Source organism: Erythrobacter sp. LQ02-29 (assembly GCF_022576075.2).
In the GTDB taxonomy this organism is placed as follows: Bacteria; Pseudomonadota; Alphaproteobacteria; order Sphingomonadales; family Sphingomonadaceae; genus Alteriqipengyuania.
On the sequence record NZ_JANCNT010000001.1, the window covers coordinates 1,869,424 to 1,884,360 of the forward strand.

Annotated in this window: 13 protein-coding genes and 1 tRNA gene; 5 read left to right on the top strand and 9 right to left on the bottom strand. The window is 64.6% G+C overall.

Annotated elements, in window-relative coordinates; genetic code table 11:
• Positions 1 to 99 precede the first annotated feature (99 nt).
• Positions 100 to 792: a tetratricopeptide repeat protein gene (locus tag MKP08_RS09280; protein ID WP_241553578.1), complete on the top strand. Its 693-nt coding sequence runs from the start codon at positions 100 to 102 to the stop codon at positions 790 to 792.
• A 73-nt stretch (positions 793 to 865) separates the two neighbouring features.
• On the opposite strand, the gene MKP08_RS09285 is transcribed toward MKP08_RS09280, so the two are convergent.
• The 3 genes from MKP08_RS09285 to cpdR all read right to left on the bottom strand — a co-directional run bounded on the left by MKP08_RS09285 (position 866) and on the right by cpdR (position 2,773).
• Positions 866 to 2,086: an NADP-dependent isocitrate dehydrogenase gene (locus MKP08_RS09285; protein WP_215228447.1), complete on the bottom strand. Its 1,221-nt coding sequence runs from the start codon at positions 2,084 to 2,086 to the stop codon at positions 866 to 868.
• Between the two features lie 145 nt (positions 2,087 to 2,231).
• Positions 2,232 to 2,306 (bottom strand) — tRNA-Val (locus MKP08_RS09290).
• 74 nt (positions 2,307 to 2,380) lie between these two features.
• Complete coding sequence (gene cpdR, locus MKP08_RS09295; RefSeq protein WP_241553579.1) at positions 2,381 to 2,773, bottom strand: cell cycle two-component system response regulator CpdR; 393 nt, start codon at positions 2,771 to 2,773, stop codon at positions 2,381 to 2,383.
• 145 nt (positions 2,774 to 2,918) lie between these two features.
• On the opposite strand from cpdR, the gene MKP08_RS09300 reads away from it, so the two are divergent.
• On the top strand, positions 2,919 to 3,830 hold the full coding sequence (locus tag MKP08_RS09300) for an N-formylglutamate amidohydrolase (protein WP_241553580.1): 912 nt from the start codon (positions 2,919 to 2,921) through the stop codon (positions 3,828 to 3,830).
• Positions 3,831 to 4,051: 221 nt separating this feature from the next.
• On the opposite strand, the gene MKP08_RS09305 is transcribed toward MKP08_RS09300, so the two are convergent.
• Positions 4,052 to 4,846 (bottom strand): SapC family protein, encoded by a 795-nt coding sequence (locus MKP08_RS09305; RefSeq protein WP_241553581.1) that lies wholly within the window; start codon positions 4,844 to 4,846, stop codon positions 4,052 to 4,054.
• 75 nt (positions 4,847 to 4,921) lie between these two features.
• Positions 4,922 to 6,370, bottom strand: a complete 1,449-nt coding sequence (locus MKP08_RS09310) for an FAD-binding oxidoreductase (RefSeq protein WP_241553582.1) — start codon at positions 6,368 to 6,370, stop codon at positions 4,922 to 4,924.
• Between the two features lie 166 nt (positions 6,371 to 6,536).
• Between MKP08_RS09310 and MKP08_RS09315 the strand changes: the two genes are divergently transcribed.
• Both MKP08_RS09315 and MKP08_RS09320 read left to right on the top strand, forming a co-directional pair.
• Positions 6,537 to 7,103, top strand: coding sequence for a hypothetical protein (locus tag MKP08_RS09315; RefSeq protein WP_241553583.1), 567 nt, complete (start codon positions 6,537 to 6,539; stop codon positions 7,101 to 7,103).
• Positions 7,104 to 7,222: 119 nt separating this feature from the next.
• Complete coding sequence (locus tag MKP08_RS09320; protein WP_241553584.1) at positions 7,223 to 8,605, top strand: DEAD/DEAH box helicase; 1,383 nt, start codon at positions 7,223 to 7,225, stop codon at positions 8,603 to 8,605.
• A gap of 15 nt (positions 8,606 to 8,620) precedes the next feature.
• On the opposite strand, the gene MKP08_RS09325 is transcribed toward MKP08_RS09320, so the two are convergent.
• Positions 8,621 to 10,432: a sensor domain-containing diguanylate cyclase gene (locus MKP08_RS09325; RefSeq protein ID WP_241553585.1), complete on the bottom strand. Its 1,812-nt coding sequence runs from the start codon at positions 10,430 to 10,432 to the stop codon at positions 8,621 to 8,623.
• Positions 10,433 to 10,510: 78 nt separating this feature from the next.
• Positions 10,511 to 12,817, bottom strand: coding sequence for an ATP-dependent helicase (locus tag MKP08_RS09330; RefSeq protein WP_241553586.1), 2,307 nt, complete (start codon positions 12,815 to 12,817; stop codon positions 10,511 to 10,513).
• Between the two features lie 138 nt (positions 12,818 to 12,955).
• Between MKP08_RS09330 and MKP08_RS09335 the strand changes: the two genes are divergently transcribed.
• Positions 12,956 to 13,504, top strand: coding sequence for a hypothetical protein (locus tag MKP08_RS09335; protein WP_241553587.1), 549 nt, complete (start codon positions 12,956 to 12,958; stop codon positions 13,502 to 13,504).
• Between the two features lie 90 nt (positions 13,505 to 13,594).
• On the opposite strand, the gene rsmD is transcribed toward MKP08_RS09335, so the two are convergent.
• The gene (gene rsmD / locus MKP08_RS09340; RefSeq protein WP_241553588.1) at positions 13,595 to 14,140 is read right to left on the bottom strand and encodes a 16S rRNA (guanine(966)-N(2))-methyltransferase RsmD; all 546 of its coding nucleotides are present in this window, start codon (positions 14,138 to 14,140) and stop codon (positions 13,595 to 13,597) included.
• Positions 14,137 to 14,901, bottom strand: a complete 765-nt coding sequence (locus tag MKP08_RS09345; RefSeq protein ID WP_241553589.1) for a pseudouridine synthase — start codon at positions 14,899 to 14,901, stop codon at positions 14,137 to 14,139. Before MKP08_RS09345 ends, rsmD begins: the two co-directional genes overlap by 4 nt.
• Positions 14,902 to 14,937 lie beyond the last annotated feature (36 nt).

Below are 14,937 nucleotides of genomic sequence, written 5' to 3' on the forward strand. Positions count from 1 at the left end.
AGCCCTGCGGGGCCGGCGAGTCACGCGGGGCCGCGTAGGGAATTGCACCAGTCCGATGCGCTGGATAGGCTCCGACGCGGGTCTTAGGGGGCTTTTGAAATGGGTATCATATCGAGGGCGCTTGCTCCGGCTTTACTGATCGCGACGGCTGTCATACCTGCGGCTGCAGCAGCGCAGGACGAGACTTTTTCGCCTGATTGGGACGCGATGAGCGGCGCTCTAAGTGAGCGGCGGTTCGCCGACCTGCTACGCTTGGCGGACGAGGCTATCGCCCATAGCCCTCCGCTGGAAGACAGCGAGGGCCGCCGGGTCCTGTGCGCGCATTCGGAGGTCGAGGCAGTACTGTATACTGCCCTGCCCGATCCGGATGGGCAGGGCACGATTGTGCGAAATGCGGCACCATGCAACCTCCTCTTCTATCGTGCCTATGCGTTGGAGGAATTGGGCCGCCGCGCGCAAGCGATGGAGTTGATGGCTAGCCTTACGAGGTATGCGCCGTTCCGGCCTCAGTACCACATTGAATACGGATACCTGCTAGCACAGTCGGGTCGGCCTGAGGAGGCTCTCGCGCAGTATCGACAGGCTATCGATGCGCTGGAGCTGCAGTCCGACGACATCGATAAGCAGCATTGGAGCGCTGTCGCGCAGCGCGGAATCGGGTATGCGCTAATCGATCTCAAGCGCTGGGACGAGGCGGAGGCGGCCTATCGCAAGAGCCTTGATCACGACCCTGACAACGCCGTGGCGCAGCACGAACTCGAGTTCATCGCGCGCGAACGCCCACGCGACTAAGCGTCAGACAAGACGAAGGCCGCCGTCCCTTTCGGAATGGCGGCCTTCGCAATTGCTCGAAATGGCGGCGGGCTCAGCTCCAGTTGGCCATTTCCTTCTCGAGGCCGGTCACGATCGCCTCGAAGAACTGCTCGGTGGTCAGCCAAGCCTGGTTGGGGCCGATGAGCAGCGCCAGATCCTTCGTCATCTGGCCGTTCTCCACCGTCTGAACACAGACGCGCTCCAGCGTTTCGGCGAACTTCACCACTTCGGGGGTGTCGTCGAACTTGCCGCGATACATGAGGCCGCGGGTCCAGGCGAATATGCTGGCGATCGGGTTGGTGCTGGTCGCCTTGCCCTGCTCGTGCTGGCGATAGTGGCGGGTGACGGTGCCGTGCGCCGCCTCGGCCTCGACCGTCTTGCCGTCGGGCGTCATCAGAACGGAGGTCATTAGACCAAGCGAGCCGAACCCCTGCGCCACGGTGTCGGACTGCACGTCGCCGTCGTAGTTCTTGCAGGCCCAGACGAACTTGCCGTTCCACTTGAGCGCGGAGGCGACCATGTCGTCGATCAGGCGGTGTTCGTAGGTGATGCCAGCCTTGTCGAACTTGTCCTTGAATTCATTGTCGAACACCTCCTGGAACAGGTCCTTGAAGCGACCGTCGTACTTCTTGAGGATGGTGTTCTTGGTCGACAGGTAGACCGGCCAGCCGCGGTCGAGCCCGTAGTTCATGCTGGCGCGGGCGAAGTCGCGGATCGAATCGTCGAGGTTGTACATCGCCATGGCGACGCCCGAGCTCGGGAATTCGAACACGTCGATATCGATGTTCTCGCCGTTTTCCCCTTCGAAGACCAGGCGCAGCTTGCCCTTGCCGGGGATCAGCGTGTCCTTCGCCCGGTACTGGTCGCCAAAGGCGTGGCGGCCGACCACGATGGGATCGGTCCAGCCGGGCACGAGCCGCGGCACGTTGTCGATCACGATCGGCTCGCGGAAGACCACGCCGCCCAGGATGTTGCGGATCGTGCCGTTGGGGCTGACCCACATCTTCTTCAGGCTGAATTCTTCGACCCGCGCCTCGTCGGGGGTGATCGTGGCGCATTTGACGCCGACGCCGTGTTCCTTGATCGCGTTCGCCGCATCGACCGTGATCTGGTCCTCGGTCTCGTCGCGCTTCTGGATCGACAGGTCGTAATATTTCAGGTCGACGTCGAGATAGGGCAGGATCAGCCGCTCGCGAATCCATTCCCAGATGATCCGCGTCATTTCGTCGCCGTCGAGTTCGACGATAGGGTTCTTGACCTGAATTTTTGCCATGTTTCGCCTGTCCGCTTGTCTGAAGTTGTCTCTTGCGCGCGGGCTTTAGCAGAGCGGCGCGCGAGGGCAAGGCGAGGGGGCACGCAGCACGAAAGCAAAGAAAAACCCCGCGGGGCGCGGGGCCCGGCGGGGTCTTGCTTGCCGATGGTGGGCGTAGGAAGAGTTGAACTTCCGACCCCTGCGATGTCAACACAGTGCTCTACCACTGAGCTATACGCCCGAACCGTCGGCCCTGCGCGGGTCAGCCCCGCGAAGGAGGCGGCGTTTAGCGACGCCCGAATGGGCGCGCAACCCTTAAAGCGAGGCCTGTCGCTCGGTCTCGAACACGCGATCCACCTCGAGCACCAGATCGCGCAGGTGAAACGGCTTGGACAGGATCTTGGCGCGCGGCTGGTCGGCCTGCGCCTTCAGCGTCACGGCGGCGAAGCCGGTGATGAACATCACCTTCGTGCCGGGGCTGACCTCGTTGCAGCGCTGCGCCAGTTCGATCCCGTCCATTTCCGGCATCACGATGTCGGACAAAAGCAGGTCGAACTCGCCCTCTTCCAGAAGCGGGATCGCGGCGGTTCCGCGATCAACGCTTTCGACTTCGTATCCGGCCTTGATCAGGGCGCGGGACAGGTAGGTACGCATGGCCTCGTCATCTTCGGCGAGGAGGATTCGGCGGGGAAGGGGGAGAGCATTCATGGCTGATGCCGATAGCACCGCTCCCTTAAAAAATCCTGTCCCGGGGCGCGCGAAAACCTGTTTTGACATCCGGCCCGCGGCGGTACAGCCTGCTACGGATGGACGGCACCTCAATCCTTTTCCGGCGGACCGGGCGATCGCATTCGTGATCGAGACCGGAAGGGTTCCGGGCCTCGATACGCCCGCTTTCCGCGTGGTGTCGCCCGATCGCCCCGCGCTGCCGGTCCTGATCGCCGCGCCCCATGGCGGGCGCGCCTATCCCGGGGCGTTGAGCGGGCGCATGCGGGTGCCCGATACGACGAAGCTGCGGCTGGAGGATCGCTATGTCGATCGGCTGGCCGAGGAGGTTGCAGGCGAGACGGGGGCGGTGCTGATCGCGGCGAACGCGCCGCGCGCGATGCTGGATCTCAACCGCGCGCCGGACGACATGGACTGGACGATGGTGAGCGGGGAGAAGCCCGCGGGCAAGCAGCATTCGCTCGCCAACCGCCGCGCGCGCACCGGGCTGGGGCTCGTGCCCCGGCGCATTTCCGGCATCGGGGAGATCTGGCGGGACCGGCTGAGCAGCGCGGAGCTGGACGACCGTATCGCGGCCATTCACACGCCCTATCACGCGGCGGTGGCCACGATACTGCGCGACATCCGGACACGGTGGGGGGCGGCGCTGCTGGTCGATCTGCATTCGATGCCGCCGCTGCGCCGCCGCCATCCGTCGGACGTGACGGCCGAGTTCGTGCTCGGTGATCGATTCGGTGCATCCTGCGATCCGATGATCAGCGCCACTGCGATCGGATATCTCTCCGGGAAGGATCGACCCGTCGCGCATAATCGCCCCTATGCGGGGGGGTACGTCCTCGATCGGCACGGGCGACCTTCGCTCGACATCCACGCGCTGCAAGTGGAGGTGTGCCGTACCCTCTATCTCGACCGGCGGGGGGAAGGATTGAGCGCCCGCATGCCCATGACCGCGCGGCTGCTGGCCGGAATGGTGCGCGCCCTGGCGGACGAGCTCAATCGCCAGCAGAGCGGCGGTCGCAGTGCCGAGGCGGCAGAATAACCCATAGAAGACTGCTGCCGTGCGATGCACTCGTTCAGATGGCACATAAAAAACCACCCCGTGCGATGCACGGGGTGGCCAAGGTTCAGGGAGGGGGTGCATCGAATGCACCCGGCCCGGACAAGCCATGAGGGGAGCGCTGCCGGGCTGCTCCATATGTGGGGAATTGCGCGCCTGGGATCAAGTCTCCATCGACCGCAAATTGGCTTCGGTTTATCGCGTCAATTCTGCAATTCGGCGGTCGCCGCGTCGGGCATGACGGGTTTCTTGCCCTGCTGCGCCTGCCGCGCGAAGATCACGCGCATCAGGTCGATCGAGAAGAGATGGGCGTAGATCAGCTGCAGAATGCCGTTCTCGTTCCATTCCTTCAGCCGGTCGGGCGCGAGTTCGCGCAGCTTGTTCTGATCGACCACTTGGAAACCGCGATAGACGAACGGCTTGCCGGGATTGCTCGCTTCCTCGATGCCGATCTCGCCATCGGTCAGCAGGTCGTTTTCCTTGAGCGCGGCGATGAAGTTCTGCGTGCGCATCCCCGCCTCTTCGAACTGCTGGCAGAATTCCAGAATGCCCTGGGTCGCCTCGGTCGGCTTGCCTTCGCCATCGAATACCGCTTCGCCGCCGGCATCCTCTCCGACGAGGTCGGAGGTCGGGTCGAAGCACAGCGACAGATCCTCGCTATCCGGCTGGAGCCGGGCGAGCATGAAGGGATAGCGGCGGATATACGCCGGAATGTAAACCGGCTCGGTCACCTTTCCGCTGTCGTCGACGAAGGTGTTCACGCCTTCGTTCAGGCCCATCAGAGCGAGCGGGAGAGGCGCATCGCCCGAGGAGAAGATGATCGGGAAATGGCGGCTGGCCGGCACGAACTCGTCGGAGGTCAGCGGAATAGCATGCTGCCCGACCAGCCACGAGGCGGTCTCGGTCTGCCGCGTCTTGTATTGCGCGTGATCGCGCGAATTGAGCGGCATCAGATCTTTGTAGAACAGGGGCAGATTGGGCTGCGGCGCACTGGCCATCGGTCATCTCCGAAAAAGCTGAAGCGGGATCGATCGCGAAAACCCCGAGGGGCGCGGTCGAAGGGCGGGAGGGCTTTAGGAGTTCGCTTGCGCCGGTGCAAGCGGCACCAGTTTGCCCGGATTCATCAGGCCCGCCGGATCGAGCGCCTGCTTGACCTGCCGCAGCATCGACAGGGCGACGGGGTCGCCGAGCCGGGCGAAATCTTCCCGCTTGAGCTGGCCGATGCCGTGTTCGGCGCTGAGCGACCCGCTCCATTGCGTCACCAGTTCGTACACCTGAGAACTGATTTCCTTCCCGTCGCCGGTCATCCATTCCATCGGCTCCACGCCGGGTGGGGCGATGACGTGGAAGTGTACGTTGCCGTCGCCCAGATGGCCGAAAGCGATGGCCTGCGTTCCCGGCCAGGCGGCTTCGATCTTGGCGACCGCTTCGGTAACGAAGGCGGGCATGCGGTCCACCGGCACCGAGATATCGTGCTGGACCGCCGGCCCCTTCTCCCGCTCGGCCGGGGCGATCGAATCGCGCAGCAGCCAGAAATACTCGGCCTGGCTTTCGTTGGCCGCGATCACCGCGTCTTCCAGCAGGTCGCGTTCCAGCGCATCCATCAGCACGGTTTCCGCCAGTTCGCCGAGGCGATCCGCGTCGGCGCCTGTCGCGACCAGTTCAATCAGCGCATGCCATGCATGGCGGTGCTCCAATGGCGGGCGCGCATCCGGCAGGTGCGCGACGACATCGTCGAGCGTTTCCTGCAACACGACTTCGAACCCCTCCAGCGCGTCTCCGCACGCGCGCTGGCAATGCACGAGCAAGGCGCGAGCCGCCTCCAGCGACGACACGCCCGCCCAGATGACCCGCCGCTCCGCGATCGCGGGTTGCAGGGCCAGCGTGGCGGCCGTGACAATCCCCAGCGTCCCTTCCGACCCGATCAGCATCTGCTTCAGATCGAAGCCGCGATTGTCCTTCTTGAGCGGCGTGAGGGCGGAGAACACCTGACCATCGGGCATCACCGCCTCTATTCCCAGCACCTGCGCGCGCATCGAACCGTGGCGCAGAACCTGCGTGCCACCGGCATTGGTGGAAATGAGGCCGCCCACCGTGGCAGAGCCTTTCCCGCCGAGAGTGAGGGGGAAGCGCAGCCCCTCCGCCTCCACCCGCTCGTGCAGGGTTTGCAGGATGACGCCCGCTTCGCAGACCACCTGCCCGGCCTCGGTATCGAGATCTCGGATCGCGTTCATGCGTCGCAGGGATAGCACGATCGCGTGGCCGGTATCGTCGGGGGTGGCGCCGCCGCACATGCCGCTATTGCCGCCCTGGGGTACGATGGGCACGCCGTGGCGCGCGCACAGCTTCACCAGTTCGGCAACCTCTGCCGTGTCGGCAGGGGAGGCGAGGGCGAGCGCGCTACCGCTGAACCTGCCCCGCCAATCGGTGAGCCACGGTGCCATATCCTGCGCATCGCGGGTGAAGCCCTTGGCCCCGAGCAGGTCGGACGCCTGTTGCAGAAACTGTTCGATTTCGCTCATATCCGCTCCCATGCCACAAGCTGCCCTGCCTTCGCCAGCGCTTTGCGCCAATTAAGCCGCCATTCAAATCCGGGCGCTATCATGGCGTCGTTCCGGTCCGTGGGGGTATCGGCAACGCACTATCCGCGCACAGACCTTTCGAGCAAGACGGACGGACCGGGTTAGAATGACGACTTTCGCCGCATTTCTCGCTCCCCTCGTGTTCCTCCTGCCCGCCGCGCCGTTTTCCGGCCATGCGGAGACGGACGAAGCCAATGCCCCGGGATTTGCGAAATCGCCGGAAGCGCGTGCGGACGAGCCGCCACCGCCCGCCGATCGGTTTCCTCTATCCGCTGTCCTTCGCCCGGACGCTCACCAGGTCCGTATCGAACAGAGGATCACCATCCGGATCTCTCCGCGAACACCGGAAATGCAAAGCGCCGTCGCGGAAATTCAGCGGCGACAGCGCAACACGCGATGGGAAGAGCGCAAGACGAGCGGCTGCATTCCGATGGCTTCGCTGGTCGGTGTGCGCGTGAACGGGGCGGACCAGCTGTTGCTCTACACCCGGGACCGGTCGATGTTCACCGCCCGGCTGGAGGGGTCTTGCAGCGCGCGCGACTTCTATTCCGGCTTCTATGTGGAACCGAACAAGGACGGCAAGCTGTGCATCCGGCGCGACCGGCTTCAATCCCGCAACGGGGCGAGCTGCCAGATAGCGCATCTCGGGCGACTGGTCCCCGTCTCCGATTGACCGGGTCCGATCGACCGGGAGCGGGCACCGCTTCCCTTGACAACTCGCGGCTTTGCGGCGATGGGCGCGGGATATGAAAGAGGAACCGGGTTCGGTTCCGCATTTTTCCGGACATTTGGATGAAGTTTGCCGATCTCGGCCTCTCTGATGAATTGCTGAAGGCGGTCGAGGCCGCTGGATACGACACGCCTACGCCGATTCAGGAACAGGCGATCCCGCCGGTCCTGATGATGAAGGACATCATCGGTATCGCGCAGACCGGGACGGGCAAGACCGCCAGTTTTGTGCTGCCGATGATCGACATCCTCAATCACGGTCGGCGGCGCGCCCGCATGCCGCGCAGCCTGATCCTGGCGCCGACGCGCGAACTGGCGGCGCAGGTCGCGGAAAACTTCGAGAAATACGGCGTCAATCACGACCTCACGCTCGCGCTGCTGATCGGCGGCGTGCAGATGGGCGACCAAGTGAAGGCGCTGGACGAGGGTGTCGACGTGCTGATCGCGACCCCGGGCCGCCTGATGGACCTGTTCGAGCGGGGCAAGATCCTCCTCAACGGGTGCGAGCTGCTGGTGATCGACGAGGCGGACCGGATGCTCGACATGGGGTTCATCCCCGATATCGAGTTCATCTGTTCGAAGCTGCCTGAAACGCGGCAGACCATGCTGTTCTCCGCCACCATGCCCCCGCCCATCGAGAAGCTGGCGAAGAAGTTCCTCGACGATCCGAAGCGCATCGAGGTCAGCCGCGCGGCGACCACGAACAAGGATATCACCGCGTTCAAGATCATGGTCGGCCAGCGGCAGAAGCGCGAAACGCTGCGCTGGCTGCTCGCCCACGACCACGTCGACACGGCGATCGTGTTCTCCAACCGCAAGACCACGGTGCGCGAGCTCAATAAGAGCCTGCAGCAGCACGGTTTCGCCAGCGGGGAAATCCACGGCGACATGGACCAGACCAGCCGCATCCGTGAGCTCGACCGGTTCAAGGCGGGGGAAGTCAATATCCTCGTCGCCAGCGACGTCGCGGCCCGCGGCCTGGACGTGAAGGGCGTTAGCCACGTCTTCAATTTCGACACACCGTGGCATCCCGACGATTACGTTCACCGGATCGGTCGAACGGGCCGCGCAGGGGCGAAGGGGCGGGCATTTACGTTCGTCACGCCCGAGGATGCCGAGGCGATCGAGAATGTCGAGAAGCTCACCGGCAACGCGATCCCCGTATTCGGCAAGGACGACGTTCGCGTCGTGCTGAAGGGGCAGGGCGATGCTTCGGAGGTCGAAGGTGCGAAGCCGCGTCGCGCCACGAGCGAGAAGCGCGAGCGCCCCGAAAGGGAAGACCGTCCTCGCGACGAAGCTGCGAAACCGCGACGCTCCGACAGGGGCAATGACACCAGGCGCGGGTCCAGCCGCGGCGGCAGGAACGACCGGGACGATGAAGGTTCCGTGCCTGCGGGCGAATGGAACGGGCCCAAGCCCGATTTTCTGAGCGTCAGCGCGAGCTGAACGCCGTCCCGGCGGTCAGGCCGCCAGCCGGTAGCAGTTCTTCCCGCTGGCCTTCGCCTCGTACAAAGCGAGATCGGCTGCTCCCAGCAGGGTTTCGGCGGTACCGCCTTCCTTCAGTTCGGCAACGCCCAGACTGACCGATATCGGGCCGGTGGGGCGTCCCCGACCGGCTTTGGCCGCGATCTGCGACCGGATGCGCTCGGCGACGTTGGAGGCGATTTCGAGATCGGTTCCGGGCAGGATCACGCCGAATTCCTCCCCGCCAAGCCGCCCCACCAGGTCTCCCTTGCGCAGGCACGACGCGGCGATCTGTGCGATGCGGACCAGCACGGCGTCCCCTTCCGGATGGCCGTAAGTGTCGTTGATCGACTTGAAATTGTCGACATCGAACATGACGAAAGAGAGCGGGGCCTTCATCGCCCGGGCTTCGCCCACCTGTTCGTCCAGCCGCGCGATAAGCTTGCGACGATTGGCGATACCCGTCAGCTGGTCGGTCTCGGCCAGCTTGAGCGCGTGTTCCGCCTGACGTTCCGCGGATCGCCGCGCGGCTTCGAGCTGGTCTATCGCCTCCGCCTTTTCCGTCACGTCCACGATGGTGCCGAACATCGCCACCGGTTCGTCGTCCTGCACCTCCACGATTCCGTGACATTCGACACGACGCATCGTGCCGTCGGGCAGGACAAGTCGTGCATGGAAGAAATAGGGATCGCGGGTCGCGAGGGACTGTTCGATCGCCTTCTCCACTATCGGCCGGTCGTCCTCGTGATAAGCCGTGATCGCGTTTTCCAGCGGGACCATCGCGTCCGTCACTTCCAGCCCGTGGATACGGAAGACCTCTTGCGACCAGAACACCTCTTCCGCACCTATCTCCAGCTGCCAATGGCCGACCTTCGCCGTCCTTTCCGCCATGGCGAGCAAGCGGTTCTGTTCCGCGAGCAAGGCGGCGCTACGGCGTGATTCCGACAGGAGCGCCGCGGTCGGGAGGCCGCAGGCAAGCAGAGTGAGCAGGAAGAATTGCAGATAGATCACCCGCCCCTGGATGTCGGCGCCGATCGAATTGATGGGGCCGAGCTGATGGCTCGTCATCACGCTCCCCATGATGGCGATGATGAACACGGCACGCACCGCGCCACCGACTCCCGCTGCGAAGGAAGCGAGGATGACGGTCGCGAGAGCCAGGAACAGCAGCGGAAACGCGGTTTGCGCAAAGGCGGCGAACCCTGCCATGGCGGCCAGGACGATCACGACCGCATAGGCGACCGATCGTGATCCGGTTCGACGCTTTGCGGGGAACACGAACGGCACGAACAGTTCAACCAGCAGCGGGGTGACGATCAGGATCCCCAGTACGACGGTGGAGAACCACGCCGCAAAGAACGGCACCAGCTCTGCCGAACCGACGACGGTCGAGGTCGCGATCGTCGCGCTGGTCAAGCCGGCGATCAGCGTTCCCTTGCCGACAGCGATCAGGCCCAGCCGGCTGTCGAAGGCGGGCAGTCCGGCCGTCCCGCGCAGAATGTAATGCGAGGCGATCAGGCATTCGACGACATTGGCCACGGTAAAACCGACACTGCCCAGCAGCGATGTGCCCTCGATCAGGTTCGCCGCGCAGCTGGCGATTCCGATGCACAGGGCGAGAGGATACCGGAAGGGCCTGCGGATCAGGCTCATCGCAGCCACGGCTACGCCGCTCGCAGGCCAGATGAAGGCGATTCCGCCCGTGCCCTTCGTCAATGCCAGGGTGAACACGCCACAGGCGAAATAGGTCACACCGGTGGCAATGCAGATCAGCCAGAGCTGGTACGGGGATAGATCGCGCCTCTCCATGCGCCGACCGTGCCCAAGCTTGGTTAAGACCAGGTAACCCGCTTAGCGTAAATTACGTATTTCGCGCCGGACCGACGATCAGGCGAGCTTGAGAAAGCTGTCGATCACGCGCTTCTCGCCGGCCTGCTCGAACTCGATGGTCAGCTTGTTGCCTTCCTGATCGGTCACCGTTCCGTATCCGAACTTCTCGTGAAAAACCCGCGCCCCGATCGCGATATCGGTTCGCGGCCGCGCCGCGAAGCTCGCGGCGCTGCGACGGCTTTCCTGCACGCGCGCCGGCTTGGTTTCATACCCGGTAGAGAGCGCCCGCTGCCATCCGGGCCCGCGCTTGCTGGCGCGATCGGGTGAGCTTTGGGACAGGTGGGCGAAGGGGTCCTCCTGTTCGCTCCAGTTCGCGCGCCAGAGCGATGCGCCGCCGGTCATCGTCGTTTCCTGATCGATGTGTTCCTGGGGCAGCTCTTCGATAAACCGGCTGGGGATGGAGCTCGTCCATTGGCCGTAGATGCGACGGTTCGCGGCGTGGAGGATGGTGCAGCGCCGCCGGGCGCGGGTGATCGCGACATAGGCCAGCCGGCGCTCTTCCTCCAGGCTGGCAAGCCCGCCCTCGTCGAGTGAGCGCTGGCTGGGAAATACGCCTTCCTCCCAGCCGGGCAGGAACAGGTGATCGAATTCGAGGCCCTTGGCGGCGTGGATGGTCATGATCGTGACCTTCTCCTCGTCCTCGTTCGCGTCGTTGTCCATCACCAGGCTGACATGTTCGAGGAAATCGCCGAGATCGTCGTAATCTTCCATCGCGCGGGCGAGCTCGGACAGGTTCTCCAGCCGCCCGGCCGCCTCGGCGCTCCGCTCTTTCTGGAGCATCTCGTTATAGCCGCTTTCCTCCAGCAGCGTGCGCATCAGCTCTGCGGGCGTGACCTTATCCGCCTGCTCGCGCCAGTCGCGGAACTGCACCATCAGGCGCGCGATGGTGTTCGCGGCGCGGGCGGGCAGCTCGTCGCTGTCGGCGAGTTGCAGGGAAGCGGCGGCGAGCGGCAGGCCGGTCCGCCGCGCATGCTGATGCATCTTTTCCAGCGTCTTGGCCCCGAGCCCGCGCTTGGGCTGGTTATAGATACGCTCGAACGCCAGATCGTCCGCAGGCTGGGCGATGACGCGCAGATAGGCCAGCGCGTCGCGAATCTCGGCACGCTCGTAGAAGCGGAAACCGCCGACGATACGATAGTTGAGGCCGATCTGGATGAACCGGTCCTCGAACTCGCGGGTCTGGTATTGCGCGCGGACGAGGATCGCGACCTGGTCCAGCGAAGCGCCCTCGCGCTCGATCCGCTCGATTTCCTCGCCGACGCGGCGGGCCTCCTCCGGCCCGTCCCACACGCCGATGATGCGCACCTTCTCGCCCGCGTCGAGCTCGGTCCACAAGGTCTTGCCCAGACGCTCGCTATTGGCGCGGATCAGGCCGGAGGCCGCGGCGAGGATATGCGGGGTGGAGCGATAGTTCTGCTCCAGCTTGACCACCTTGGCGCCGGGAAAATCCTTCTCGAAGCGCAGGATGTTGGCGACCTCCGCCCCGCGCCAGGAATAGATCGACTGGTCGTCGTCGCCAACCACGCAGATATTCTTGCGCTCCTGCGCCAGCAGCCGCAGCCACAGATACTGGACCGCATTGGTGTCCTGATATTCGTCCACCAGGATATATTTGAAGCGGCGCTGATACTGCTCCAGCACCTCGCGCTCGCGGCGGAAGATGTTGAGCATGTGGAGCAGGAGGTCGCCGAAATCGCAGGCGTTCAGTTCCTTCAGCCGGTCCTGATACAGGCCATAGAACTGCGCGCCGCGACCATTGGCGTAGGCCTCGTTCTCCACCGCATCCAGATCGCCGGGATTGAGCCCCCGGTTCTTCCACCGGTCGATCAGCCCGGCCAGTTGCCGCGCCGGCCAGCGCTTCTCGTCGAGGTCGTTCTGCGCGATCAATTGCTTGAGGAGCCGCAGCTGGTCGTCCGTATCGAGGATGGTGAAGTTCGATTGCAGCCCGACCAGTTCGGCATGGCGGCGCAGCATCTTCGCGCAGATCGAATGGAAGGTGCCGAGCCACGGCATCCCCTCCACCGCGTCGCCGATATGCCGCCCGACCCGCTCGCGCATCTCCCGCGCGGCCTTGTTGGTGAAGGTGACGCACAGAATTTCGCTCGGCCATGCACGCCGGGTTGCGACGAGATGTGCCAAACGTGCGGTTAGCGCCGCAGTCTTGCCGGTTCCCGCCCCGGCCAGCATCAATACCGGCCCCTCGGTCGTCAGCACGGCCTCGCGCTGCGGCGGATTGAGCCGCGCGGCATAGGGCGGAGCGGCGGATTCCGGAGTGCCGGCGGGAAGGGTGCTTTCGTTCGTCATGTCGGGTGTCGCGCGAACAGGTAGGGAACGACGCGCTTGGGGGCAAGCGGTGGATCGGCGGAACCGGTCCGGAACCCTGATAGCGCTTGCCCGTTATGTCGGCGAAACCGGTTTACGGCAGGAATAAGGAGCAAACATATGAAAACGATCCTAGCAGCAACCGCCGCCATGGGACTCGCGATCGCCGCAGTCCCTGCCGTTGCGCAGATGAACAACGACAGCATGGGCGAGATGAATTCCACCGGCATGCAGATGACGGCCCAGCAGCAGGCCGCGTATGACGGCTGGCGCCAGTCGCGTCAGGCGGCCTACGACACCTGGGACGACAAGACCAAGACCTACTTCTGGACGCTCGACCCCATGGAGATGGAGGGCTGGTGGGCCCTGTCCGACGCGCAGAAGGCCAAGGTGCTCAGCATGACTCCGGAGCAGCAGGCGCAGACCTGGGCTTCGATCAAGTCGCAGCTGGCAAGCACGCCGGCGACGTCGAGCACCACCAGTTCGACCACTTCCAGCGGAATGTCTTCCTCGAACAGTGGCAACATGTCGTCCAGTGCGAGCACGCCGCGCTATGTGAGCAACGAGATGGTGCAGAACATGGGCGCTTCGAAGAAGCCCGCCGGTGGAGACTATCCGGTGTGCACGAAGAACATGACCGACAACTGCGTCAATCCCGGCGCTCGCTGAGCCAGGGGTTCTCTGATCGCCTGAACTTCCCTCGCGAAGTTCGCGACCGAGAAAACAGTCAAAGGCCGCTCCTTCCGGGGGCGGCCTTTTTCATGCGGTTCGTCGTAATAGCCACAGCTTGGCTCGCCCCACCTTGCGCTCTGCCGCAATCGTGAAATCGCGCACGGAGAGGGACTCGTCGGACGCGGTTTCCAGCGCGACCCAGGTTGCGGGTGCTATCCATCCCAGACGGGCCAGGCGGTCGAGCGCGACCGCCCCCGCGCCGGTGTGATACGGCGGATCGAGCAGGATCAGTTCGTGCGCCTGCCTGGCCGGTCCCAGCGAAAGAACCGATCCCGCCTGCACCGCGCTACGATCTTGCGCCTCGAGCGCCGCGATGTTGTGGCGGATGGCTTTCACCGCATCCTTGTCATGTTCCACGAAGAGGCAGAACGCGGCACCTCGCGACAGCGCCTCCAGACCAAGTGCGCCGGATCCAGCGAAAAGATCGACGACGCTGAGCCCTTCGAACCCGCCGAGCCGGCTGGCGAGCATGCTGAACAGCGTCTCGCGCGTCCGATCCGCCGTGGGTCGGGTCGCCTCGCCTTTCGGCGCGACCAGGTTCCTCCCACGCCAATCCCCGGCGACGATCCTCACCGTCGGCGACCCTTGCCGAGGGTGCTGCGAAACCGACCGAGTTCCTCCTTGCGTATCTCTCGCACCTGGCCGCGCGCGAGATCGCCCAGTTCGAAGGGGCCGTAAGCGGTGCGGATCAGCCGGTTCACCCTCAGCCCGAGATATTCGAGCACCTTGCGCACCTCGCGATTCTTGCCCTCGGTTATCGACATCACGATCCACAGATTGCTCCCGGTCCGACGTTCGATATCGGCATCGATCGGGCCGTAGCGCACGCCCTCGATGGTGACCCCTTCGATCAGATCGTGCAGCGCGGTTTCGGCCACTTCGCCGAAGGCGCGGGCGCGATAGGTGCGCGGGATGCCCGATGCCGGAAGCTCCATCTGGCGTTTCAACTCGCCATCGTTGGTCAGCAGCAACAACCCCTCGGTATTGAGGTCGAGCCGTCCGATCGGCATCACCCGCGGCGCGCCTTGGGGCAGGGCGTTGCGTAGTGCAGTGTAGATCGTCGCGCGCCCCTTCGGATCGCGCTCCGCGGTGATCAGCCCCTGCGGTTTGTGGAAGGCGAACAGGCGCGCCGGCTCCGCCTTGCCGATCGGCTTGCCGTCGACCGTCACCCCGCGCAAACTGGGAATGATGGTCGCCGGCGTATCGAGCACCTTGCCATCGATCGCGACCCGGCCATCGCCGATCATGCGCTCCACTTCGCGGCGGCTGGCGACGCCTGCGCGGGCAAGCAGTTTGGCGATGCGCTCGCCCTCGGGTCGGGAATTCTCGGTCATGGCGAGCGCCTACGCCGTGGCGACGGCACGCGCAAT

Excerpts from the sequence above, each read along its gene's own strand:
- MKP08_RS09330 (WP_241553586.1), bottom strand. The coding sequence starts at position 12,817 with ATGACGAACGAAAGCACCCTTCCCGCCGGCACTCCGGAATCCGCCGCT.
- MKP08_RS09310 (WP_241553582.1), bottom strand. The coding sequence starts at position 6,370 with ATGAGCGAAATCGAACAGTTTCTGCAACAGGCGTCCGACCTGCTCGGG.
- cpdR (WP_241553579.1), bottom strand. The coding sequence starts at position 2,773 with ATGAATGCTCTCCCCCTTCCCCGCCGAATCCTCCTCGCCGAAGATGAC.
- MKP08_RS09305 (WP_241553581.1), bottom strand. The coding sequence starts at position 4,846 with ATGGCCAGTGCGCCGCAGCCCAATCTGCCCCTGTTCTACAAAGATCTG.
- MKP08_RS09280 (WP_241553578.1), top strand. The coding sequence starts at position 100 with ATGGGTATCATATCGAGGGCGCTTGCTCCGGCTTTACTGATCGCGACG.
- MKP08_RS09325 (WP_241553585.1), bottom strand. The coding sequence starts at position 10,432 with ATGGAGAGGCGCGATCTATCCCCGTACCAGCTCTGGCTGATCTGCATT.
- MKP08_RS09335 (WP_241553587.1), top strand. The coding sequence starts at position 12,956 with ATGAAAACGATCCTAGCAGCAACCGCCGCCATGGGACTCGCGATCGCC.
- MKP08_RS09345 (WP_241553589.1), bottom strand. The coding sequence starts at position 14,901 with ATGACCGAGAATTCCCGACCCGAGGGCGAGCGCATCGCCAAACTGCTT.
- MKP08_RS09315 (WP_241553583.1), top strand. The coding sequence starts at position 6,537 with ATGACGACTTTCGCCGCATTTCTCGCTCCCCTCGTGTTCCTCCTGCCC.
- MKP08_RS09320 (WP_241553584.1), top strand. The coding sequence starts at position 7,223 with ATGAAGTTTGCCGATCTCGGCCTCTCTGATGAATTGCTGAAGGCGGTC.
- MKP08_RS09285 (WP_215228447.1), bottom strand. The coding sequence starts at position 2,086 with ATGGCAAAAATTCAGGTCAAGAACCCTATCGTCGAACTCGACGGCGAC.